We start from the raw sequence: 23,965 nt of genomic DNA, 5'->3' as shown, positions 1-23,965 counted from the left end.
CTGTACACCTGTAAATAAAATTAAGTCGAAAAAAAACGCTTTGCTGTTTTTACAACAAAGCGTTTTATGGATTGCGCCTTAGTTAGCTGGTTGCGTCACCCGGCTTTCCTACATTGCTTTGGTTGGGCTTTTCTGAATCTGTCACTTTAGCCCCACCTGTTGGTTTGTCATTGTCGCCTTTGTTATCACGCTCCCAATCTGCTGGAGGTCTAGGCTCTTTACGTGCCATCAAATCGTCAATTTGTTTTGCGTCAATGGTTTCGTACTTCATTAAGCAGTCTTTCATGGCTTCTAAAATATCACGGTTTTCTGTGAGGATTTTTTCTGCACGTTCGTAATTACGGTCGATAATAGACTTAATTTCAGCATCTATAGCACGAGCGGTATCATCTGACATGTTTTTCGCTTTAGACATGCTGCGCCCTAAAAAGACTTCGCCTTCTTCTTCAGCATATAACATTGGGCCCATTTTTGATGACAAGCCCCATTGGGTAACCATTTTACGCGCAATATCAGTGGCACGCTCAATATCGTTTGAAGCCCCAGTGGTGACACCGTCTTCTCCTAAGGTCATGGCTTCAGCAATACGTCCACCAAACAAACTTGAAATCATGCTCTCTAAATGTTGTTTGCTGTGGCTATACCTATCTTGCTCCGGAAGGTACATAGTTACCCCCAATGCTCGACCACGAGGAATAATAGAAACTTTATACACAGGATCGTGCTCTGGTACTAAACGACCCACTATGGCATGACCGGCTTCGTGATAAGCTGTGTTGGTTTTTTCTTCTTCAGACATCACCATGGTCTTACGCTCTGAGCCCATCATGATCTTATCTTTAGCCTTGTCGAATTCTTCCATCGACACCACTTTTTTACCTGAGCGAGCAGCAAATAACGCAGCCTCGTTAACTAAGTTAGCTAAATCAGCACCAGAGAATCCTGGCGTACCTCTAGCAATTAAGCTGGCTTCAACATTTTCGCCAAGGGGTACCTTACGCATATGAACTTTAAGAATTTGTTCACGCCCACGAATATCAGGTAGACCTACTGTCACTTGACGGTCAAAGCGACCAGGACGAAGTAATGCAGGATCTAGTACGTCAGGACGGTTAGTCGCGGCTATAACTATGATGCCTTCATGACCTTCAAAGCCGTCCATTTCAACCAACATTTGGTTTAAGGTTTGCTCTCTTTCATCATGTCCGCCGCCTAATCCAGCGCCACGCTGACGACCTACAGCATCGATTTCATCAATGAAGATTATGCAAGGTGCCGACTTTTTAGCTTGGTCAAACATGTCACGCACACGTGATGCACCTACACCAACAAACATTTCTACAAAGTCTGAACCCGAAATGGTAAAGAAGGGTACTTTAGCTTCACCCGCTATGGCTTTGGCTAATAGGGTTTTACCTGTACCAGGAGGACCCACCATTAATACGCCTTTAGGAATTTTGCCTCCTAGCTTTTGGAACTTGCTAGGGTCACGTAAAAAGTCAACTAGTTCAGATACGTCTTCTTTGGCTTCATCACAACCCGCAACATCGGCAAAAGTGGTTTTGATTTGATCTTCGCCCAACAAACGCGCCTTGCTCTTACCAAAAGACATGGCTCCTTTGCCGCCACCGCCTTGCATTTGACGCATGAAGAAAATCCACACCCCAATAAGCAACAACATAGGGAACCAAGAAATAAATATAGAGGTTAAAATAGACGGCTCTTCTGGCTCTTTACCAAACACCGCTACATTGTTTTCAATTAACTCATCCATCAAGGCTAGGTCAGTGTAAGGGATGATAGTGGTGAATGATTCACCGTTACGCTTAACACCCTTAATTTGCCCAGTATTTCTGTCGATGGTGGCACTGCTAACTACGCCATTACTGACATCACGTAAAAACATAGTGTAATCAGTATTGGTTGCTTTTGATTCGTTACCCGAAAAATTTTGGAAAACCGACATCAATACGACAGCGATAACCAGCCATAAGATTAAATTTTTTGCCATGTCGCTCAAGTTGTTAAACCTCTGTTGTTACTAGAATCTTATCGACTCTATGATTTGCGTCTTGCGCCTTAAAAATAAGTAAGCTGCAGACTACTATAATTTGTATCTCGTCGCCACCAGATAAACCGCTAAAATACTTGAATTTATTGATTTTGGTTGAGGTAATTTATTTGCTTTAGATGCTATATCTAAACCCAGACCTCTACTTCGACCATACAATTTCCTTATCTGCACAAATTTACTCGCAAAATGTGCATTTACCTCACCCTATTGGTACGTTTAATCGTAATTTTTAGATTTAGATTTGATTAAAAAAAGACATTCAAATTAGGAATAACTCAAAGATGGCGTTAGAATAGCGCTTTTCAACCATTCATCTTTAATAAATTTGTAAGAAATCCTAACTAATGACTTTATCAAACAAACAAAAACAGCACCTCAAGGGCTTAGCCCATTCGTTAAAACCTGTTGTGCAATTGGGCAATAACGGCTTAACAGAAGGCGTGTTAGCGGAAATAGACAATGCGCTAAATCATCACGAACTCATCAAAGTAAAAGTCCCGACTGATGATAAAGAAGAAAAAAAATTGATCATGGATGCGATCATTCGCGAAACCGGTGCTGAAAAATTACAAACCATCGGCCACACTTTAGTAATGTTTAAACAAAGTGACGAGAAAAAAATCGAGATCCCAAGAAAGTAATATATTTAAAAGTTTTGCCCGCATTAAATAGGCAAGGCTAAATATAAATATGCCATGACTAAAATAATAGTCATGGCATGTTAAGCCTTAGTGCTGATGACCGCCTACACCATGGGCATGGCCATGCTCAATTTCTTCATCAGTAGCTGCACGTACATCTTCTACTTGTAATTCAAATTGCAGCGTTTTACCCGCTAATGGGTGGTTGGTGTCTATAGTCACCATAAACTTACCTACTTTTACTATTGTCACTTCTCTTTGACCTTGTTCAGTGTTTACCACTGCTGTCATGCCTGCTTTCCATTTAGGCTTTTTCTCAGCACTGTGAAGGTGTTTTACTGAAATCCGTTGTTCGCTATCTGCTTGAATTTCACCATAGGTTTCCTTGGCCTCTAGTTCAACTTCAATTAGGTCGCTTTTTTTCATAGACTCCAAAGATTTTTCTACCCCTGGCATCATATTGTTGTAACCGTGTAAATAGGCCACGGCTTGTTGACCAAAGTTAGACTCCAACACTTTGCCGTCTAAGTCTTTTATTTTATAGTGAAATTGCACTACTGTGCCTTTAGAGATTTGCATGTTAAATACTTCTTTTATTTAGTTAAAAATAGCCGCAAAGCATAGCAGAATAAGCCCGCAGGTGTTACGTCTGGCTAGCTTTGTGGAACCTATCTAATTATTCGTCGTCGGCACCTGCCACTATATTGGCAATATTTAGCAGGCTAGTTACTGCCATATAATTAATCGAACCTTTGGGGTATCGCCCTTTGCTATTTAGTACCCCAACTTCTTTGTCCATTAATAATTCTAGCGCTTGATCCACTGTATCCACTACACAAATATGAAAGGTATTAGCTTTGACTGCCGCTAATACGTCTTTATCTAACACTAAGTTGACCTGATTTGAGCGGGGGATAACTACACCTTGCTGACCTGTTAAGCCTCTATGCTGGCATAATTTAAAAAAACCTTCGATTTTTTCGTTTACTCCACCGACAGACTGAACTTGACCATACTGGTTAATCGAGCCCGTGATAGCTAAATCTTGACGTACTGGCATTTTTGTTAGGGCCGAAATGAGTGCCACTAACTCGGCTAACGAAGCGCTATCGCCATCAATATGTCCGTAAGATTGCTCAATGGCAATATTGGCACTTAAGGTTAACGGAAATAGTTGGGCATACTTATAACCTAAATAACCTGTTAGCAGCATGACACCTTTAGAGTGAATAGGTTGACCCAGCTCCACTTCGCGCTCTATATCCACTACCCCATTGGCACCAGCATACACAGTGGAAGTGATACGCGCTGGCGTACCAAACATACTGTCACCTACCTCCAATACGGTTAAGCCATTCACTTTACCAACATCTAAGCCTTGGGTAGCAATTAAAATTTGACCTTGTTTGATATCGTCAAGTACGGCTTCACTGACCCTGCCTGTGCGATGCGTTTTGGCGGCCAGTGCTAGCTCTATATGGGTGACATCTAATTCTCTGCTCAGTTGTTGTTGGCAAAAATATTCGGCTTCATGCAATAATTCAATCACATCTGAAAAGCGTGCTGACAAACGTTGCTGATGTTCGGCCAAACGTAAGCTGTACTCAACTAATCGATACATGGCCTTAGCCGAAATACCTTGCAATCCTAGCGCCTGAACCTGCACTCGCACTCTGCCAACAAAATCAAATAAGGTCTTTTTATCTAGGGCTATTTCGTGATCAAAATCTACCAACACTCTAAACAGTTCATAAAACTCATCATCGTAGTCTTGTAAGGTGTAATACAAGTCGCGAGAGCCAAGTAAAATCACCTTTAGATCGATTGGGATTTGTTGTGGATTTAAGGTAATAGAATTTACCATGCCTACATCTGCTTGGGGTAAGTCCATTTTTAACGAACCAAATTTCAACACCAATTTTAAGGTTTCCCACACATAGGGTTGATCCACCAATTTATCCATATCTAACAATAAGTAGCCGCCATTAGCTTTATGCACAGCACCGGGGCGGATCATTCGATAATTAGTAAATACAGAGCCCTGAATATTGGTGTACTCCACTCGCCCAAATAAATTTTGATGGGTGGGGTTAGGCTCATATATAACTGGCGAACCGCTATTAATTTGATGAGCCACTAAAACATTGGGCAAATACTGTTCTTCTAAAATAGAACGCTTGTCATATTCATCGTGTTTATCGTCTTTTTTATCATCAGCTAATACCTCAACAACGGTTTCCACTAAATGCGGCTTTAACTGACGTAAAAATTTTAAAATGGCTAAATCGGCAGCATATTTATGTTCTAAATCTTTTAGCAAAGGTCGAATGCCTAGCTCGGCTGTATGTTTTTTTAATTCACGCAGTTTTTCAGCGGTATTGCGCTTCCAATTAGGCAGTTCAATTAAGGCTTCGCTAAGCTTATCTTCTAATTGATTAATAACCTGATAATAATGCTGCCTAGTTTCTTCAGACTCTTTGGCAAACTCAGCATCTTCAATGGGTTTACCCTTAATTAACGGCGAAAAAGAAATACTGCCATTCTCTTCGAATAAGGCCACTCCTTGCTTAAAAGCCAATTGTTCTACAGCCGCAATAGCTTGGTCGTAACCTTGATCAAATTCGCGCGTAATGGCGGCTTTTTTTCGTTGATAACCTGGGTTGTCAAACGCAGCTGGAAAAGTGTCTAATAATTCGTCCACTAAACTTTGCATGTCTTTGACTAACTTTTTACTTTCTCCGGCAGGTAAGCGCAAAGCAAAAGGTTCGCGTTCGTCTTCAAAATTGTTGATGTAACACCAATCGTCTGGTGTAACCGTTTTACTTACATATTTGTTGATGAACTCATGAACTAAAGTAAAACGCCCTGTGGCTTGCTCGCCCATAACATATAAATTGTAACCTCGAGCTTTAATACCCAAGCCAAAAGATAAAGCATCACGCGCCCTATCTTGCCCAATAAAGGTTGAAGTTAAAGCAAGATCATCTTTAAGAGCTTGGTTAATTAAGCGCCTGCTAGGTTTAGCAGTAAGCTGCTGTAGTTCTAATGCATATTTGCTTTGCATAGTGTAGCTTCGTTAGTCACAGGTTAAGGAAATCGTTATTTAGTGAAACCTGTAATGACAAAGGTGTCAAACAGATAGCGAAAGATTATAAACAACTGACTACTTTACATACAATTTAGCCTTGCAAATCAAAAACTCATAATAAAGCGGCATAAATCGGCACTTAGCTATTGTTTGCAAGGGATACGCTAAGGTATTCTAACTAGCTAATTTTTATATCAATGTTTAGGATCCTACTGATCCTATCCCATAGTCACGGAAATCTTTGTTAATGGCCGAAAAACAATATCAACCTCAAGCAATAGAAAAAGAGGTTCAAGCCTATTGGGAAACCCAACAGACCTTTAAAGCCACCGAGCAAGAAGATAAAGAAAAATTCTATTGTCTTTCTATGTTCCCTTATCCTAGTGGCCGTTTACACATGGGGCACGTACGTAATTACACTATTGGTGATGTAATTAGTCGTTACCAAAGAATGTTAGGTAAAAACGTCTTACAACCTATGGGTTGGGACGCATTTGGTTTACCTGCAGAAAATGCGGCAATTAATAATAATACCGCCCCGGCTAAGTGGACCTATTCCAACATTGAGTACATGAAAACCCAATTAAAGTCGTTAGGCTTTGGTTACGATTGGGATAGAGAAGTTGCCACCTGCAAAAAAGACTATTACCGCTGGGAACAATGGTTCTTCACACGCTTGTACGAAAAAGGCTTAGTGTATAAAAAGAATGCCACAGTGAATTGGGATCCGGTGGATCATACGGTTTTAGCCAATGAACAAGTAATAGACGGCAGAGGTTGGCGTTCAGGGGCTTTGGTTGAGCAAAAAGAAATTCCTCAATGGTTTATTAAAATTACTGATTACGCTGAAGAATTAGTAAAAGATTTAGAGCAACTTGAAGAATGGCCCGATCAAGTTCGTGCCATGCAAAAAAACTGGATAGGACGTTCTGAAGGGGTAGAAATCTGTTTTGATCTTGAGCAACCCGTTGCCGAGCTGAATAACTTTGATGTTTACACTACTCGCCCAGACACACTCCTAGGGGTGACTTATGTGGCAGTAGCAGCACAACACCCTATCGCATTAGACGCAGCCAAAAACAATCCAGATTTAACCCAGTTTATCGAAGAGTGCAAAAACACTAAGGTAGCCGAGGCAGACATGGCTACCATGGAAAAGAAAGGCTGTGCCACAGGCTTATATGCCATTCATCCATTAACTGGCAACAAAGTGCCAATTTGGGTGGCTAACTTTGTACTTATGGGATATGGCTCAGGTGCGGTCATGTCGGTTCCAGGTCACGATCAAAGAGATTGGGAATTTGCCACTAAATATGGCCTAGATATACAACAAGTGATTCGCCCAGTAGACGAAGCTGAGTGTGATTTAAGCCAAGGGGCTTTCACTGAAAAAGGTCAACTAATTAATTCTAATGAATTTGATGGTTTATCTTCTGAAGAGGCGTTTGAAAAAATTGCCGAAAAACTTGTTGAACTGGGAAAAGGCAAAAAAACCGTCAATTATCGATTGCGTGATTGGGGAGTCTCCAGACAGCGATATTGGGGCAGCCCTATCCCTATGTTAAATCTTGAAAATGGCGAATCAGTGCCTGTGCCTAGTGATCAACTACCCGTTGAGTTACCAGAAGACGTAGTCATGAACGGTGTGGTGTCGCCAATTAAAGCCGACCCTGAGTGGGCCAAAACAGAATACCAAGGCCAGCCGGCTCTGCGTGAAACTGATACCTTTGACACTTTTATGGAGTCGTCTTGGTATTACGCTCGATATTGTAGCGCCCAAAACGATCAAGCAATGCTTGACCCTAGCCAAGCCAATTATTGGTTGCCTGTAGACCAATATGTTGGTGGCATTGAACATGCAATTTTACATTTGTTGTACTCACGCTTTTTCCATAAGTTATTGCGTGATGAAGGTTTAGTTGAATCAGACGAGCCCTATAAGCGTTTATTATGCCAAGGCATGGTATTAGCCGACTCTTTTTATCGAGAAGATGCAAAAGGCAAACAAACTTGGTACTCACCTGCTGATGTAAGCTGTGAAAAAGATGAAAAAGGTAGGATCACTAAAGCAATTTTAAACAGTGATGGCCAAGAAGTCTTTCACGGCGGCATGACTAAAATGTCTAAGTCTAAAAATAATGGCATAGATCCACAGCAAGTGATTGATTTGTATGGGGCTGACACTATCCGTGTATTCACTATGTTTGCTGCGCCACCAGAGCAAACCTTAGAGTGGATAGACTCAGGTGTAGAAGGCGCACACCGTTTTGTTAAACGTCTATGGACTTTAGTGCAAGAGCATATTGAAGCAGGTGAAGTACCAGCTTTAGACAAAAGTGCACTGAGCAGTAAACAAAAAGATCTTAGACGCGTAATCCACAAAACCATTGAAAAAGTCAGTGATGATATTGGCCGCCGTCAAACCTTTAACACTGCTATTGCAGCCACCATGGAATTGTTAAATCATTTACAAAAGGCCCCTACTGACACTCCGCAAGACCTTGCCATTATGCGCGAAGGGGTTAACACTTTAGTGCTATTGTTAGCACCTATTGCCCCGCATATTTGTCATGTTATGTATCAAGACTTAGGGCATCAAGGTGGAGTAGAAACCGCCCCTTGGCCACAAGTTGATGCCGCTGCCCTAGTGGAAGATGAAAAATTAGTAATAGTACAAGTGAATGGTAAAGTACGCGCCAAAATCACTGTTGCTGCTGATATTTCAAAAGAACAAATCGAGCAGTTAGGATTAAACGAACATAATGTACAACAACATACTCAAGGCAAAACCATACGTAAGGTAATTTACGTGCCTGGTAAGTTGTTAAACATAGTAGCGAATTAATATGCGACTTTGGGGCAAATCATCTCTGTTACTAAGCCTAGTGTGTGTCACTTTGCTTGGCTGCGGATTTAAATTGCGCGGCGACTATGGTTTGCCCAGTGGCATTGAATATTTGCAACTAAAAGCGGCACATAATAACTCGCCCTTGCATCGCATTTTGACTAAAGCCTTGCAAGGCTTTGATATTCAATTGTGGGAAAACAGTGCCCTTCAAGCAAACCTAGATAAACAACCCGATGCCAGTATATATTTGCAATCTGAAAAATTAGAAAGGCGACTTTTGTCGCTGTTTTCTAATGGTCAGGTGGCCGAGTATGAATTGGTGTATACGGTGAATTATCAAATGCAATTTCCCGAACAAGAACCGCAAATTATGTCTTTTGATGTGACCCGTGAATATCAAGACGATCCTAATGCGGTGCTAGCTAAGTCACGGGAATTAGATTTAATTCACAGTGAAATGCGTATGGAAGCCGCTAATCGAATTATTCGCCAATTGGCGAGCTCTTATGTTAATTGGCAACAGACAACGGCTAACTAATGCAGCTATATCCCAATCGTTTTAATTTGGATAATAAGAGTCAGCTTAAAGGTTTTTATCTCATTTTTGGTGACGAACCACAGCAAAAACTAACCTGCATAGAAAACTTACGCACTTGTGCTTTAGCTCAAGGCTTTGATGAGCGCCAAACCTTAGTCGCCGATGCCCAGTTTAATTGGGATTTACTGATTGAAGCCACCCAAAGTCTATCGTTATTTTCTAGCAAACAATACATAGAGCTAGAGTTACCCACGGGTAAACCAGGGGCGCAAGGCAGCAAGATTTTGGCTATGTTAGCGCAACAAGATAACCCCGATTTATTGTTAGTTTTACATGGCGGTAAAATTGGCAAAGATGTGCAAAATACCAAATGGTTTAAAGCTTTAGATAAGCAAGGGGTTTACGTTCCTTGTTATCCCCTTGAAGGCAATGCCTTGCATCAGTGGATTAACCAGCAAATGCAAACGGCAGGCATGCAAGCCAATCCACAAATTGCCCAACTTTTAGTTGATTATTGCGAAGGCAATTTACTTGCTGCCAAACAAGAAATTGAAAAATTATTGTTACTCTATCCTCAAGGCAATCCAAGTTTGCAAGAAGTTGAACAAGCTGTGGTGGACCAATCTAGATTTACAGTCTTTCATCTAATAGACGTATTATTAGCGGGTGATGGGCAAAAAGCAGTGAAAATGTTGTATCGACTTGAGTCTGAAGGAGTTGAGCCTACTATTATTGCTTGGGCACTTACCCGGGAGTGGCAAACCTTAAACGCATTGCTTGAAGACAAGCAACTTGGAAAAAGTATCAACTGGAACCAACATAGGATCTGGAAAAATCGTCAAGCTTTTTATCAAAAAGCCTTACACAGATTAAGCCCTCAACACTTAACCCAAATACAACACAAGTTAGCCGAATTTGATCATGCAATTAAACAATCACAAATTGTGAGGCCTTATATTGAGTTGTGTCATTTATGTTTATTGTTTATGCCATTTAACATGGACAATTTACCCTTAGATTACGCCCTGTTTGACTAAAACTATGCAACTGGCTCCTGCTTTAGGCATTTTTGGTGGCACCTTTGATCCTATTCACTTTGGGCATATACAACCTATTCTCGAAGCCGCTACCCTTACCCACATAAAAAAAATTGCCTTGTTGCCATGTTTTATACCAAGTCATAAATCAGCTGCCAGTGCCTCTAGCCAACACAGATTTAAAATGCTTGAGTTAGTCTGCCAACACCATCCAATTTTTTACCCTGATCCAAGAGACATTAAACGTAATATTCCTACAGTTAGCATTGATTCACTCAAAGAGTTAAGGGCTGAACACCCGCGTAGCCCATTATGTTTTTTTATTGGCACAGACTCTCTCTATACTCTTACCTCTTGGTACCAATGGGAGGCGTTATTTGATTATTGCCACTTTATCGTTTGCCACCGCAAAGGTCAGGCGGTAGATGCTTTAAGCCAAGACCCGCAGCGGCAAACACAGCTACAAAAACTGTTAAAAGATAAACAAACTCTAGATCCACAAGATCTGCACACCCGTCTTAATGGACATATATATCTAGCCGATACTCAACCCTTAACGCTTTCATCTAGCGCTATTCGTCAGCAATTAGGTACCCACTCGCTAGAGGCCAACTTGTTGCCAAGTGAGGTTTTAACTTACATTCAACAACATAAGCTCTATCAGCCATAGGCATATTTCTGATAAACTAGTCAATTAATACTGGTTTAAAAATCAATCAAAAGGAAAATCTTTGGATCACCTACAATTAAAAGCCTTTGTTACGGATAAAATTGAAGACTTAAAAGCAAGAGACATAGTGGAATTAGACGTCTCAGAAAAATCCTCTATTACAGAAACCATGGTTATTTGCACGGGCAACTCTAAACGCCACGTAATATCAATTGCCGAACATGTAGTAGTAGAAGCCAAACAAGCTGGAACTCAACCTCTTAGTATCGAAGGCCGCGAAACTGGCGACTGGGTATTGGTTGATCTTGGGGATGTAGTGCTACACGTTATGCAAGACGAAGCCAGAGAGTTTTATCAACTGGAAAAACTTTGGGCTTAAGGCACAGAGTTTTCAAATACAGTCACTTTTAATGCGTATACAAATGATAGCAGTAGGCATAAAAATGCCTGCTTGGGTAGAACAAGGCTTTAAAGAATATAGTCGGCGTTTTCCTGCAGATATGCCTTTGCAATTAACCGAAATTGCGGCTGGAAAGCGCGGTAAAAATGCCGACATCAAGCGAATTTTACAAAAAGAAGGGGAACTCACCTTAGCTGCTATTCCTAAAGGCAATAGAGTGGTTACCTTAGAAGTAAATGGAGCACCATGGGATACCCCCAAACTGGCAAAAACCATGCAACAATGGCAAATGGACGGACGCGATGTCAGTTTGTTGATTGGCGGACCCGAAGGGCTGGCCCCAGACTGTATCAAGATAGCGGAACAAAAATGGTCCTTGTCGAGTCTAACCTTACCCCACCCTTTAGTACGGGTGATAGTTGCCGAAAGCCTATATCGCGCTTGGTCTATTAATAATAATCATCCTTATCATAGAGAGTAACTTTGCCTAGACCTCGCATTATGATCAAAGACCACACCGCTGAAGCAAATTTATTTGCTAGGCGTACCTTTATTGGTTTGTTAGTGGTATTTGTAATGATAGGCATGTTACTCACCAATTTATACTATCTACAAATTAGTCGCTTTGAAGATTATCAAACACGCTCTAACGGCAATCGAATTAAAGTTTTACCCGTTGCCCCTAACCGCGGGTTAATTTACGACAGAAACGGGGTGTTATTGGCAGAAAATCGGCCGGTATTTAGTTTACAAGTGGTACCAGAAGAATCAGCCGACTTAGAAACCAGCATTAATCAACTGGCCAAACTATTAACCATTGATCCAGAAGATGTAAAAGATTTTTATCAAGAATTAAAAGGCAATAGGCGCTTTAAACCTGTCACTCTTATTAATCGATTATCAGAAAAACAAGTCGCGCTGTTTTCGGCCAATCAACATAAGTTTGCCGGGGTATCTATTGAAGCACGTTTAGCTCGTTTTTATCCCTATGGTAGTGCCCTCACCCATGTTTTAGGTTATGTGGCTAAAATTAATAAAAAAGATCTACAAAAACTTAGCGAAGCGGGGTTAGAGGCCAATTATGCGGCGACCTATGATATTGGTAAGCGAGGGGTAGAGAAATATCATGAAGAATTATTACATGGTCAGGTTGGTTACCAAGAGGTAGAAGTCAATAATCAAGGCCGCATCATTCGCACCTTAGACTTTAATCCCCCTATTCCTGGGCAAGATATTGTTCTTAATATTGATTTAAACTTACAACTCGAAGCCGAAAAAGCCTTTGCTGGTGAGCGCGGCTCAGTGGTAGCCATGGATCCAGAAGATGGCGGAATTTTAGCTTTATACAGCAGCCCAAGCTATGACCCAAATTTATTTGTGCACGGCATTAGTAGTAAAAATTATAAAAAGTTACTCACATCAGATAGGCCGTTATTCAATCGAGCAACTCAAGGACAATACCCTCCAGCTTCTACTGTTAAACCTCATTTAGCCTTAGCTGGGCTAGAAGAACAGGTTATAACCCATGATTCGCGGGTTTACGATATTGGCAAATATCAGTTAAAGAATGTTGAGCGTATATGGCGCGATCATAACCCTTATGGGCATGGCTGGGTAAATGTCACTAAATCTATTGAAGTTAGCTGCGACATCTTTTTTTATGATATGGCTTACAAGCTAGGTATAGATAGAATTAGTCAACATATGAGTGAGTTTGGATTTGGTGAATATACTGGCATAGATTTACACGAAGAAGCCGATGGTATTATGCCTAGTCGCGGTATAGTTAAAGCCTTGTACAATCGTCCTTGGTATATAGGTGACACCATCAATATTGGTATAGGGCAAAGTTATTGGACTGCCACTCCAGTACAGTTAACTCAGTCAATTACCACTTTAGTGAATAAAGGCAAACGCGTGATACCACAAATTATTCGTGGGAATATGGTCAATCAACAACTTCAACAGCAAGACGTACGCGAGCGCCGACCTATCTCTATCACGAATGAACAAAACTGGGATATTGTGCTAGATGCTATGTATGGAACAGTCAACAGAGAGCATGGCACTGCACGTAAAGCCTTTAAAGGAGCACATTATGTGTCTGGCGGGAAAACCGGCACCGCACAACTTGTCAGTATTGCTCAAGATGAAAAATATGACGCAGAAAAGCTGTCTAAGAAAAACCGCGATAATGCCATGTACGTGGGTTATGCGCCTTATGATAAACCCCAAATTGCGGTAACTGTGGTTTTAGAAAATGCCGGACATGGGGGCGCACAAGCCGCCCCTATCGCACGAAAAATGATGGATAACTACCTAAAAGATCAAAGTTTTCCTGAACACCAGTTAATAGAAGCCTTAACTTTTGAAGGCAATAGTGCAGAGTTCGCCCAAATAGAGAGTAGGCCTTAATGCTTAGAACAAAACTCATTGCCGACCAACGTTCCTGGTTAAACAAAGTGCACTGCGATGGCTTATTGCTTTTAGGTTTATTAGTTTTAATGGCTGTTGGTTTAGTCACAATCTATTCTGCAGGTGGCCAAGATCTAGATTTAATCACCCGGCAACTCACCCGTTTAGGTTTAGCTATAGGGGTAATGTTTATCGTTGCGCAAATTCCACCTATGGCCTATCACAAGTTATCGGTTTACTTTTACATTGTAGGGATCGCCATGTTAGTGGCGGTACTAATTGTGGGAGTATCAAGCAAAGGCGCACAAAGATGGCTAGACCTTGGTGTAGTGCGCTTTCAGCCTTCTGAAATAATGAAACTTGCGGTCCCTATGATGGTGGCTTGGTACATTAGTCGCTTTAATCTTCCACCCAAAACCTGGCAAATTTTATGCGGTTTTGCCCTAGTGGCTGTGCCAACTTTACTGATTGCTCGCCAGCCTGATTTAGGCACATCTTTACTTATTGCCAGTTCAGGAATTTTTGCCTTATTTTTAGCTGGTATGAGTTGGCGCTTTATCTCATTTGTGGCAGTAGCGGCTTCGGCATTTACCCCTATTATGTGGATATTCCTAATGCAGGATTATCAAAAACAAAGGGTACTTACCTTTCTAAACCCTGAAAGTGACCCTTTAGGATCGGGTTATCACATTATTCAGTCAAAAATAGCCATAGGCTCTGGTGGCGCAGAAGGAAAAGGCTGGCTGCAAGGCACCCAATCACAATTAGAGTTTTTACCTGAACGACACACAGACTTTATTTTTGCGGTGTTTAGTGAAGAATTTGGGTTTTGGGGCGTGGTAGGCTTATTAGCTATTTACAGTTTTATCGTCATACGCGGCATGTTAATCGCAGTAAAAGCGCAAGACGCTTTCAGCAAAATTTTAGCCGGTAGTATCACTCTGACGTTTTTTGTTTATGTTTTTGTAAATATGGGCATGGTTTCTGGCATTTTGCCTGTGGTTGGTGTGCCATTACCTTTGGTTAGTTATGGAGGTACCTCTATGGTTACCTTGTTAGCGGGCTTTGGTATATTAATGGCTATAAGCACCCAAAAACGTATTATGTCTCGTGAATAACTCTGTCGACTTGTGACTTGATTTTTTGGAATAAAAATGACCTTTGTTCAACCTAAGCTGCTTACCTTTTTACTCTTTTTCAGTCTTTCAAGTCAGCTATTAGCTGCTAATGCCAAACAAGACTTTATTGAACTTATGGTTAATCAACATGGCTTTGAAGCTCAGTATATCGAGCAAACTTTAGCACTGGCGAATAAAAATCCCGACATACTTAAGGCCATTTCTAAACCATGGGAAGCCAAACCCTGGCATCAATACTATCCAATATTTCTCACTGATAAACGCTTATCTAAGGGACTAGAGTTTTGGCAAACCCATCAACACACCCTATCTAAGGTTGAACAAGAAACTGGGGTACCAGCCCAGATAATTGTGGCCATTATTGGGGTAGAAAGCTTTTACGGGACCTACCTAGGCAAATATTCAGTGTTAGACGCGTTATTTACTTTAGGTTTTCACTACCCTAAACGTTCACGCTTTTTTAAAAGTGAATTAACTCAACTATTTTTATTAGCCCAACAAGAACAGTTTGATATCACAGCTATACAGGGCTCTTATGCCGGGGCTATGGGTTGGGGGCAGTTTATACCTTCAAGTTATAGGCACTATGCCATAGATTATGATCAAGATGGCGTACGCGACTTATTTAATAATCCCATTGATGTCATTGGCAGTGTGGCCAATTATTTTAAACAGAATGGTTGGAAAAGGCATGCTCAAGTTGCATTTAAAGCCCAAGTAGCGGGCAATCAACAGCAAAAGTGGTTGTCAAAATCCCTCAAACCAAAAACCGAATGGCAAGCTTTACAACAAGCTGGAGTTAAATTGATAGATGCCACACTTGAGCCGAGCAGCAAAGTCAAATTACTGGCATTTGAGCAAGCTAACAACCAAGAATACTGGGTGGGCTTACATAATTTTTATGTGATAACTCGGTATAATCACAGTCCTCTTTATGCTATGGCTGTGTATCAATTCAGTCAACAACTGCAAGCACAGTTCAAGCCTTTACAAAATCAAGATAGCTAAGCCCTGATGAAAGCGTTACATCTTAACCTAAGTTATCTTATTGTGCTTTTGGCTTTAGCTGCTTGTGCCCCCACAGGTCGCTATTATCAAGCGCAAGATTCTGCGCCCCATGTTATTCCTAACCAGGTCACCACAGAAGATGCGGTAGTGACTTATTTACCTTATGCCAAAGCCAATATGCGCCCCTACACCATAAGAGGCGTAAAGTATCACCCACTGAATACAGGCAAAGGGTACAGTAAACAAGGCTATGCCAGTTGGTATGGACAAAAATTTCATGGGCATAAAACCTCAAATGGCGAAATTTATGATATGTATCAAATGTCTGCCGCCCATAAAACCTTGCCTCTCCCCTCATTTGCACGGGTAACTAACTTAGCCAATGGCAAACAAGTAGTAGTAAGAATTAATGATAGAGGGCCGTTTCATGCAGGCCGCCTAATTGATTTATCTTATGCGGCTGCGCTTAAGTTAGATATGTTAAAAACCGGTCTGGCTGAGGTAAAAGTCGATGTACTGCATATAGATAAAAATGGAAACTTAACCGTTGGCAATCAACCAATAATTAAAAAAGCTGCTGACAAACAATTGTTTGTTCAAGTTGCTGCATTAAAAAATAAAAATAAAATCAACCAGTTAGGACAAGCATTGCAAATTTTGTATGAGTTACCTTTTCAAACTAAATGGCAAAATAATCTATACAAATTACAACTAGGGCCAATAGCTAATGAAACCCAAGCCAAAAACTTACTAGAAGAATTACACACTAATGGCTACCCGCATGCCTATAAAGTTTATGTTGATGCAACTTAGGTTAAACTTTTAGCACCTAATTAGGTCTTAACTTCGAAAAATCATGATTTTAAATGCGATTTAATCCACTGCATTGCAGAAATCAAACGCGCAAAGTGCTATATTAACGCGCAAATTTTGACGCGACTTTTGAAAGCTCAGTTTTTTAAAAGTTTCAATTTTCACATTTTTATAAAACGGTAGTTTAATGCTTAAACCTTTATCTTTATTGAAAACCTTGTTAGCCAGTATGGCTTTATGTCTTAGTGTTTTTTCTGTCAGTGCTGCTGTGGTTATTCCTCCGGCGCCTAGCGTATCCGCTAAAGGGTTTATTTTGATGGATTTCCAAACCGGAAATGTGATTGCAGAACAAAATGCGGATATTCAATTACCTCCAGCTAGTTTAACCAAAATGATGACCAGCTATGTAATTGGAATGGAACTCAAAAACGGCAATATTAAAGAAACCGATTTAGTCACTATTTCAGAAAATGCCTGGGCGAAAAACTTTCCCGATTCTTCAAAAATGTTTATTGAGGTGGGCAAAAAAATCTCAGTTGCAGACCTAAACCGCGGCATTATTATTCAATCGGGTAACGATGCTTGTGTGGCCATGGCCGAACACATCGCCGGTAGTGAAGACGCCTTTGCGAGTATGATGAATATGCATGCACAAAGACTTGGCATGACCTCTACCCATTTTGTAAATAGCCACGGCTTGCATGATGGTGACCACTATACAACGCCTAGAGACATGGCCATTCTATCTGCTGCGTTAATTCGTGATGTGCCAGAAGAATATGCAATTTACGCTGAAAAAGAGTTTACCTTTAACGATATTAAACAATACAACCGCAATGGCCTATTGTGGGATAAAAGCTTAAATGTAGACGGTATCAAAACTGGCCATACATCTGATGCCGGATACAGCTTAATAACCTCAGCCTCGCAAGGCGACATGCGTTTAATTTCTGTGGTTATGGGCACAGATAGTGAAAGAGCACGTAAAGTCGAAAACAAAAAACTACTTAAGTATGGATTTCGTTTTTATGAAACCATTACCCCATACAAAGCAGGTGACAGTTTTGTATCGCACCGCATATTTATGGGCGACAAAGAAACTGTCGATCTTGGTATTTTACAAGATACCCCCATTAACATTCCGCGCGGTCAAAGCAAAAACCTAAAGGCAAACTTTGAGTTAGACAAAAAACTCGAAGCCCCGCTAGCTAAAGGCGAAGTAGTAGGTAAATTATTCTTACAAATTGACGGCGAAGACATTGCAGTTTACCCATTGGTAGCCTTACAAGAAGTTAAGCAAGGCGGTATGTTTGACCGTATGCTCGACTTCGTAAAACTAAAACTTGGCTTTGATAGCTAGTTTTAAACCAAATTCAGAGATTTATATGGATACTAAGTTTGATCAATTGCTGGACTTTCCATGCCAGCAAACTTTTAAAATAATGGGCCTAGCTCACGAGCGACTGCCACAAGATGTGATAGCTTGTTTACAAGAACATGCACCTGGTGATTATGTGCCTAAAGTTAAACCCAGCTCTAAGGGTAACTATCATTCATTATCTTTAAGTGTCACTGTGACCAGCAAAACCCATATGGAAACCCTGTATACAGAGTTATCTAAATTAGAATTAGTTAGAGTGGTATTGTAAAGGGTGACCCAAGACGTTAACCCCAATAAGCTGATCGTTAGGCAATTAGGCTCACAACCTTATTTGCCGGTTTGGCAAGCTATGCAAAACTTTACCGATAATCGCACTGAGCAAAGCCCAGACGAAATTTGGTTAGTTGAGCATCAAGCGGTATTTACACAAGGCCAAGCGGGCAAAGAAGAACACTTGTTAATGCCTGGGGATATACCTGTGGTAAAAGTAGATAGAGGCGGACAAGTTACCTATCATGGCCCAGGTCAACTCATGCTCTATGTGCTATTAAATTTAAAACGCAATCAATTAGGTGTTCGCCAGTTAGTTACAGCATTAGAAGAATCTGTGGTCAATACGTTAAAAGATTATGCTATTGCCGCCTACCCTAAAGCTGATGCGCCTGGTGTTTATGTAGAACAGAAAAAAATCTGCTCTATTGGCTTAAGGATCAGAAAAGGCTGCTCATTTCATGGACTAGCCTTAAATGTAAATATGGATTTATCTCCGTTTCAACGTATTAACCCTTGTGGTTATGCTGGTTTAGAAATGGTAGATTGCGCACAATTAAAAGGTCCAAGTACGCTACAGCAAGCTAGTGATGCACTGGTAACTCATTTAACTACCCTTTTGGGTATCAATAATATAGAAAGTAAAGAAGGCTTTAATGACTAACGCACGCCAACAAGCGGGAGTAAAACTCCGCGATGATGAAAAGTTAAAACATATTCCCATCACTATTGTGCCCACAGAAAAGGCCGAAATGTTGCGCAAGCCAGAATGGATCAAAATTAAGTTGCCTCGTAGTACCGACAAAATTGATCACATTAAAAAAACTTTGCGTAAAAACAATTTACATTCGGTTTGTGAAGAAGCCAGTTGCCCTAACCTTGCCGAATGCTTCAATCATGGCACCGCGACTTTTATGATTTTAGGCGACATCTGTACCAGACGCTGCCCATTTTGTGACGTTGCCCATGGTAAACCCTTACCACCAAATGCTGAAGAGCCAATTAAACTCGCAAAAACCATTGCTGAAATGAAACTAAAATACGTGGTTATCACTTCAGTAGATCGTGATGATTTACGTGATGGCGGTGCCCAACATTTTGTGGACTGCATCAACGCCATTCGTGAGCATAGCCCTAACACTAAGATTGAAGTACTAGTGCCAGACTTTAGAGGACGCATGGACAGAGCCCTTGAGATCCTCAAAAAAGGCCCACCAGACGTGTTTAACCACAACCTTGAAACTATCCCTCGTTTGTACCGCGAGTGTCGTCCAGGTGCCAATTATCAATGGTCCTTAGACTTATTGAAAAAATTTAAACAACAACACCCAGATATTCCGACTAAATCAGGGTTAATGATGGGCATGGGCGAAGATAAACTTGAGATTGCAGAAGTATTAAAAGATCTTAGAGCCCATGACGTAGAGATGTTAACACTAGGGCAATATCTTCAGCCTAGTAAGCATCACTTCCCTTTAAAACGTTATGTACACCCGAGTGAATTTGACGAGCTGGGTGAAATAGCCAAACAGCTAGGCTTTAGCCATGCTGCTTGTGGGCCTATGGTTCGTTCAAGCTACCATGCTGATAAACAAGCCGCTGGTGAAGAAATTAAGTAAACATAAGCCATTAGCTAAACAAAAAAACCAGTCAAAAAGACTGGTTTTTTTATACCTTAGCGCCTGAGTATTAGCTCAATAAAGCTAACAATTCCTGGGTTTTTTGTTGCATTAAATCAATGTTGGCGCGAGATTCTACATTCAGCCTAATAACAGGTTCGGTATTGGACTTACGTAAATTAAAACGCCAATCTGAAAACTCCACCCCTATGCCATCTGTGTAGTCAATGTTTAGCGCGTTTTCTTGATATTTAGCTAAGATAGACTTGATAGCGGCATCTGGATCGGCCAGTTTACGATTAATTTCACCGGATGATGGGAAAGCAGCAATACGCTCTTTGACCAATTGAGAAAGTGGTTTTTGACTTGTACATAAAAGTTCAGCAACCAATAACCAAGGGATCATACCTGAGTCACAATAAGCAAAATCGCGGAAGTAATGATGAGCGCTCATTTCGCCCCCATAAATGGCGTCGTCGGCTCGCATCCGCTCTTTTATAAACGCATGACCGGTTTTACTTTTTATGGGTACCCCGCCCGCTTCGTTTACTATGTCTTCGGTATTCCAATACACTCTTGGGTCGTAAATGATCTTTGAGCCTGGTTTTTTATCTAAAAAGGCTTTGGCTAGTAAACCCACTATATAATAGCCTTCGACAAAGTCGCCGTTTTCATCAAATAAAAAGCAGCGGTCAAAATCCCCATCCCAAGCAATGCCCATATCGGCCTTATGCTTAATCACAGCATTGGCGGTATCTGCCCGACTTTCAGGTAATAATGGATTTGGAATGCCATTAGGAAAGCTGCCATCGGGTTGATGATGCACTTTAACAAAACTAATAGGTGCTCCAGCGCTTTGTAAGGCCTGCTCAATAGCGTCCAAGGCATGACCTGCAGCCCCATTGCCGGCATTCACTACTAGTTTAAGTGGCGTAATATTTTTAACATCAATATAAGACAACATATGTGCAACATAGTCAGACATGTTGTTAAGTACAGAATATTGCCCACTTTGGGTTAATTTTTCTACATTTACCGAGCCTTGGCCTTGTATAAACTCAGCCTCTGTCACTAACCTTTGGCTAAAGTGCGTGAGCCTTTGTTTGACTAATTCAGTACTGTAGGTTTCGGCTAAGTCACGTATAGCAAACAAACCTGTATCACCACTAACAGGCTTAGCATCGGCTTTTACTAACTTCATGCCATTGTAATCTATTGGATTATGGCTAGCGGTTACTTCTATGCCGCCATCGACTGCTAAATGTTTAGTGGCAAAATAAATTTCTTCGGTACCTGTCATGCCTAAATCAGTAACTTTGGCTCCACCATCAATCAATCCGGCGGCCAGTGCTAATTTAAGAGGCTCAGAGGTTAAGCGTACATCTCCTCCAACTACAACGGTTTTACTCTGCATATATTCAGCAAAGGCCCGACCAATGCGATAGGCCACAGTTTCGTCTAGTTGTTCAAGTAACTTGCCTCTAATATCGTAGGCTTTAAAACAGGTAATTTTCATAAAATCTCTTTTTACTTGGCCACTTAATTTTTGACCTGGTTAGCTTATTTTGCGTCAACACGGCCATATCTATCAGAAAAACGCACTATGTCATCTTCGCCTAAATAGCTGCCAGACTGAACCTCAATTAACTCCAATGGAATACAACCTGGATTTTCTAGAGCATGTACAGCACCAATAGGAATATAGGTTGACTGATTTTCTGACAATAATAGAGTCTTATCGCCATTGGTGACTTTTGCTGTACCTGACACAACTATCCAGTGCTCAGCTCTATGATGATGCATTTGCACAGATAGTTTTTCGCCGGGGTTTACCGTGATCCTTTTAACTTGAAAACGTTCACCATTATCTATGGAATCATAACTGCCCCATGGTCTAAAGACTTCGCGATGAAACTCCCATTCTGGGCGCTGCTCATCTTTAAGTTGATTAACCACGTTTTTAATATTTTGCACTTTGTCTTTATGCGCCACCAGCACTGCATCTTTGGTTTCGACCACCACCACATCGTCTAAGCCTACTACGGAAATAAGTCTTTGCTCGGCATTAATGTAGCTATTGTTTACCCCATCTAAAATGGCATCGCCTATTACCACATTGTTATTAGCATCTTTTTGTTTAGCGGTTTCCCACAAAGATGACCAACTACCCACGTCGCTCCAACCCGCATCTAGTGGTACCACACAAGCGGCATCGGTTTTTTCCATTACCGCATAGTCAATGGAATCATCAGGACAGGTTTCAAATATACCGGCATCCACTCTTACAAATTCTAGATCGGTGGATTCTGTGGCTATGGCTTGTTTACAAATATCTAGCATTTCTGGCGCGTACTTTTCTAACTCTTGTAAATAACGGCTGGCCTTAAACATAAACATGCCGCTATTCCAATAAAATGCTTTTGAGTCGACATACTCTTGTGCTGTAGCCAAATCAGGCTTTTCTACAAAGTCAGCAACATCAAAGCCAACGTCATGTCCTGCCACTTTATCGCCACGTTTAATATAACCATAACCAGTATGGGGCGAGTCAGGCACTATGCCAAAGGTGACCAATTTACCTTGATTGGCCAATACATCAGCCTGAGCAATGGCTTTATGGAATTCACTTGGCTGATTGATAAGGTGATCAGCAGCTAATATTAATAAGGTAGGATCTTCACCATGTAAACTCGCGTGTAAGGCAGCAAGAGCAATAGCTGGTGCGGTATTACGCCCCATAGGCTCGAGTAAAATTCCACCATGTTTAATGTCTTGTTGACGCATTTGTTCAGCAACAAGAAAGCGATGAGCTTCGTTGCAAATCACTATGGGTTGTTCAGCATTAGTGCCAGCTAACCGACCTATAGTGTCTTGTAACATGGTCAATTCACTGGTTAAACTTAGGAATTGCTTAGGCAATGCCGCTCTTGATTTAGGCCATAAACGGCTACCGCTTCCACCAGCTAAGACAACAGGTTTCATTTTTTATTCCTTATTCCTTGTTACTGCCTGAGGTTTATCGCAAAAATCTAAAATTGCTGATAATTCATATAGATGAATAGTATTAAAGCTTGGGGCTATGTTCAATCAACAAAACCTCGACTAAGGCCATTAATTGAACAATATCAGCCATTATTGTTTAAAAAAGCCGAGTCACAGATACCTTAAACCTAATTGACACTGGTATAATCCGCTAAAACTAAATTAACTAAATGTATTTATGGCAACTCCCGACTCTTTTTCCCATCGTTTTGGTGGTACCCAACGTTTATATGGTGTAACCGAAACCGATATTTTAAATCAATCGCACATTTGTGTGGTTGGCATTGGTGGTGTAGGTGCTTGGGTTGCCGAAGGCTTAGCCAGAACGGCTATAGGCAAAATCACTTTAATTGATTTAGATGATCTCTGTGTAACTAACACTAACAGACAAATTCACGCCCTTAGCCACACTATAGGTCAGGCCAAAGTTGATGTGATGGCCGAACGTATTCGGCAAATTAATCCTGATTGTCAGGTCACCTCAATAGAAGACTTTATCACCCCAGAAAACACCGCGACTTTGTTAAATGCTGGTTTTGATTATGTGGTAGATGCCACCGACAGCATTAAAGCTAAAGCGGCCATGATCGCCCATTGTAAGCGTAATAAAATTCCAATTATTACTATAGGTGGGGCCGGAGGACAAATCGATCCCACCCAAATTAGTGTGACAGATTTAAGCAAAACCATTCAAGATCCCTTAGCGGCTAAGTTACGTTCCGAATTACGTCGTTTTTATGGCTTTAGTACCAATGTAAAACGACGTTTTGCAGTAGATTGTGTGTATAGCACAGAGCAATTACGCTACCCGCAAGCTGACGGTAGTGTCTGCAGTAAAAAAACGCTACAAGATGGCAGTGTTAAACTCGATTGTAACAATGGCTTTGGTGCAGCTGTGGCTGTCACTGCTACTTTTGGTTTTGTGGCAGTAGCCCGAGTGATCAATAAAATTCTAGCCAAACACCAACAGGCTAACAATTAA

21 protein-coding genes are annotated in these 23,965 nt (G+C 41.1%); 16 read left to right on the top strand and 5 right to left on the bottom strand.

The genetic code is table 11. From position 1 onward, the window contains the following. Positions 1-82: 82 nt before the first annotated feature. Positions 83-2,020 (bottom strand): ATP-dependent zinc metalloprotease FtsH, encoded by a 1,938-nt coding sequence (ftsH, locus tag ACVCDT_RS08305; protein WP_447132299.1) that lies wholly within the window; start codon positions 2,018-2,020, stop codon positions 83-85. Between the two features lie 398 nt (positions 2,021-2,418). Here ftsH and yhbY point away from each other — a divergent pair, with 398 nt between their 5' ends. After that, a complete protein-coding gene (gene yhbY / locus ACVCDT_RS08300; RefSeq protein WP_447132298.1) occupies positions 2,419-2,715 on the top strand; it encodes a ribosome assembly RNA-binding protein YhbY in 297 nt (98 codons plus the stop codon). 87 nt (positions 2,716-2,802) lie between these two features. Here the strand turns inward: yhbY and ACVCDT_RS08295 are convergent, their stop codons facing one another. Together ACVCDT_RS08295 and ACVCDT_RS08290 are read right to left on the bottom strand one after the other, a co-directional pair. Continuing rightward, complete coding sequence (locus tag ACVCDT_RS08295) at positions 2,803-3,294, bottom strand: FKBP-type peptidyl-prolyl cis-trans isomerase (RefSeq protein ID WP_447132297.1); 492 nt, start codon at positions 3,292-3,294, stop codon at positions 2,803-2,805. Between the two features lie 97 nt (positions 3,295-3,391). Further along, entirely contained in the window at positions 3,392-5,779 is a 2,388-nt protein-coding gene (locus tag ACVCDT_RS08290; RefSeq protein WP_447132296.1) for a Lon protease family protein, read from the bottom strand. Between the two features lie 271 nt (positions 5,780-6,050). On the opposite strand from ACVCDT_RS08290, the gene leuS reads away from it, so the two are divergent. The 14 genes from leuS (at position 6,051) to lipA (ending at position 19,941) form a co-directional block, all read left to right on the top strand. Next, positions 6,051-8,648: a leucine--tRNA ligase gene (leuS, locus tag ACVCDT_RS08285; RefSeq protein WP_447132295.1), complete on the top strand. Its 2,598-nt coding sequence runs from the start codon at positions 6,051-6,053 to the stop codon at positions 8,646-8,648. A 1-nt stretch (position 8,649) separates the two neighbouring features. Continuing rightward, positions 8,650-9,189, top strand: a complete 540-nt coding sequence (locus tag ACVCDT_RS08280) for an LPS-assembly lipoprotein LptE (RefSeq protein ID WP_447132294.1) — start codon at positions 8,650-8,652, stop codon at positions 9,187-9,189. Continuing rightward, the gene (holA, locus tag ACVCDT_RS08275) at positions 9,189-10,226 is read left to right on the top strand and encodes a DNA polymerase III subunit delta (protein WP_447132293.1); all 1,038 of its coding nucleotides are present in this window, start codon (positions 9,189-9,191) and stop codon (positions 10,224-10,226) included. The genes ACVCDT_RS08280 and holA overlap by 1 nt, the downstream gene beginning before the upstream one ends. After that, entirely contained in the window at positions 10,219-10,896 is a 678-nt protein-coding gene (gene nadD / locus ACVCDT_RS08270) for a nicotinate-nucleotide adenylyltransferase (RefSeq protein ID WP_447132292.1), read from the top strand. The genes holA and nadD overlap by 8 nt, the downstream gene beginning before the upstream one ends. Before the next feature lie 61 nt (positions 10,897-10,957). Further along, positions 10,958-11,275 carry a ribosome silencing factor gene (gene rsfS / locus ACVCDT_RS08265; RefSeq protein ID WP_447132291.1) on the top strand — a complete coding sequence of 106 codons (318 nt, stop codon included), beginning with the start codon at positions 10,958-10,960 and terminating at the stop codon, positions 11,273-11,275. A gap of 31 nt (positions 11,276-11,306) precedes the next feature. Then, the gene (rlmH, locus tag ACVCDT_RS08260; protein ID WP_447132290.1) at positions 11,307-11,777 is read left to right on the top strand and encodes a 23S rRNA (pseudouridine(1915)-N(3))-methyltransferase RlmH; all 471 of its coding nucleotides are present in this window, start codon (positions 11,307-11,309) and stop codon (positions 11,775-11,777) included. A 2-nt stretch (positions 11,778-11,779) separates the two neighbouring features. Further along, a complete protein-coding gene (gene mrdA, locus ACVCDT_RS08255; RefSeq protein ID WP_447132289.1) occupies positions 11,780-13,711 on the top strand; it encodes a penicillin-binding protein 2 in 1,932 nt (643 codons plus the stop codon). Then, entirely contained in the window at positions 13,711-14,829 is a 1,119-nt protein-coding gene (rodA, locus tag ACVCDT_RS08250; protein WP_447132288.1) for a rod shape-determining protein RodA, read from the top strand. The genes mrdA and rodA overlap by 1 nt, the downstream gene beginning before the upstream one ends. A 36-nt stretch (positions 14,830-14,865) precedes the next feature. Beyond that, on the top strand, positions 14,866-15,858 hold the full coding sequence (gene mltB / locus ACVCDT_RS08245) for a lytic murein transglycosylase B (protein WP_447132287.1): 993 nt from the start codon (positions 14,866-14,868) through the stop codon (positions 15,856-15,858). 6 nt (positions 15,859-15,864) lie between these two features. Continuing rightward, positions 15,865-16,671 carry a septal ring lytic transglycosylase RlpA family protein gene (locus ACVCDT_RS08240; protein WP_447132286.1) on the top strand — a complete coding sequence of 269 codons (807 nt, stop codon included), beginning with the start codon at positions 15,865-15,867 and terminating at the stop codon, positions 16,669-16,671. 229 nt (positions 16,672-16,900) lie between these two features. After that, complete coding sequence (locus ACVCDT_RS08235) at positions 16,901-18,031, top strand: serine hydrolase (RefSeq protein WP_447132373.1); 1,131 nt, start codon at positions 16,901-16,903, stop codon at positions 18,029-18,031. Positions 18,032-18,056: 25 nt separating this feature from the next. Then, the gene (gene ybeD / locus ACVCDT_RS08230; protein ID WP_447132285.1) at positions 18,057-18,320 is read left to right on the top strand and encodes a DUF493 family protein YbeD; all 264 of its coding nucleotides are present in this window, start codon (positions 18,057-18,059) and stop codon (positions 18,318-18,320) included. A 3-nt stretch (positions 18,321-18,323) separates the two neighbouring features. Continuing rightward, positions 18,324-18,986 (top strand): lipoyl(octanoyl) transferase LipB, encoded by a 663-nt coding sequence (lipB, locus tag ACVCDT_RS08225; protein WP_447132284.1) that lies wholly within the window; start codon positions 18,324-18,326, stop codon positions 18,984-18,986. Beyond that, positions 18,979-19,941: a lipoyl synthase gene (gene lipA / locus ACVCDT_RS08220; protein ID WP_447132283.1), complete on the top strand. Its 963-nt coding sequence runs from the start codon at positions 18,979-18,981 to the stop codon at positions 19,939-19,941. Before lipB ends, lipA begins: the two co-directional genes overlap by 8 nt. Before the next feature lie 70 nt (positions 19,942-20,011). Here the strand turns inward: lipA and ACVCDT_RS08215 are convergent, their stop codons facing one another. Both ACVCDT_RS08215 and ACVCDT_RS08210 read right to left on the bottom strand, forming a co-directional pair. Further along, on the bottom strand, positions 20,012-21,457 hold the full coding sequence (locus ACVCDT_RS08215) for a phosphohexomutase domain-containing protein (protein WP_447132282.1): 1,446 nt from the start codon (positions 21,455-21,457) through the stop codon (positions 20,012-20,014). A gap of 44 nt (positions 21,458-21,501) precedes the next feature. Further along, positions 21,502-22,923 (bottom strand): mannose-1-phosphate guanylyltransferase/mannose-6-phosphate isomerase, encoded by a 1,422-nt coding sequence (locus ACVCDT_RS08210; RefSeq protein WP_447132281.1) that lies wholly within the window; start codon positions 22,921-22,923, stop codon positions 21,502-21,504. Positions 22,924-23,161: 238 nt separating this feature from the next. Here ACVCDT_RS08210 and tcdA point away from each other — a divergent pair, with 238 nt between their 5' ends. Further along, on the top strand, positions 23,162-23,965 hold the full coding sequence (gene tcdA, locus ACVCDT_RS08205; protein ID WP_447132280.1) for a tRNA cyclic N6-threonylcarbamoyladenosine(37) synthase TcdA: 804 nt from the start codon (positions 23,162-23,164) through the stop codon (positions 23,963-23,965).

The sequence above is a fragment of the Paraglaciecola aestuariivivens genome (assembly GCF_052983255.1).
The sequence above is the reverse complement of the archived record's forward strand: the minus strand, read 5'-3'. Positions and strand labels throughout refer to the sequence as shown.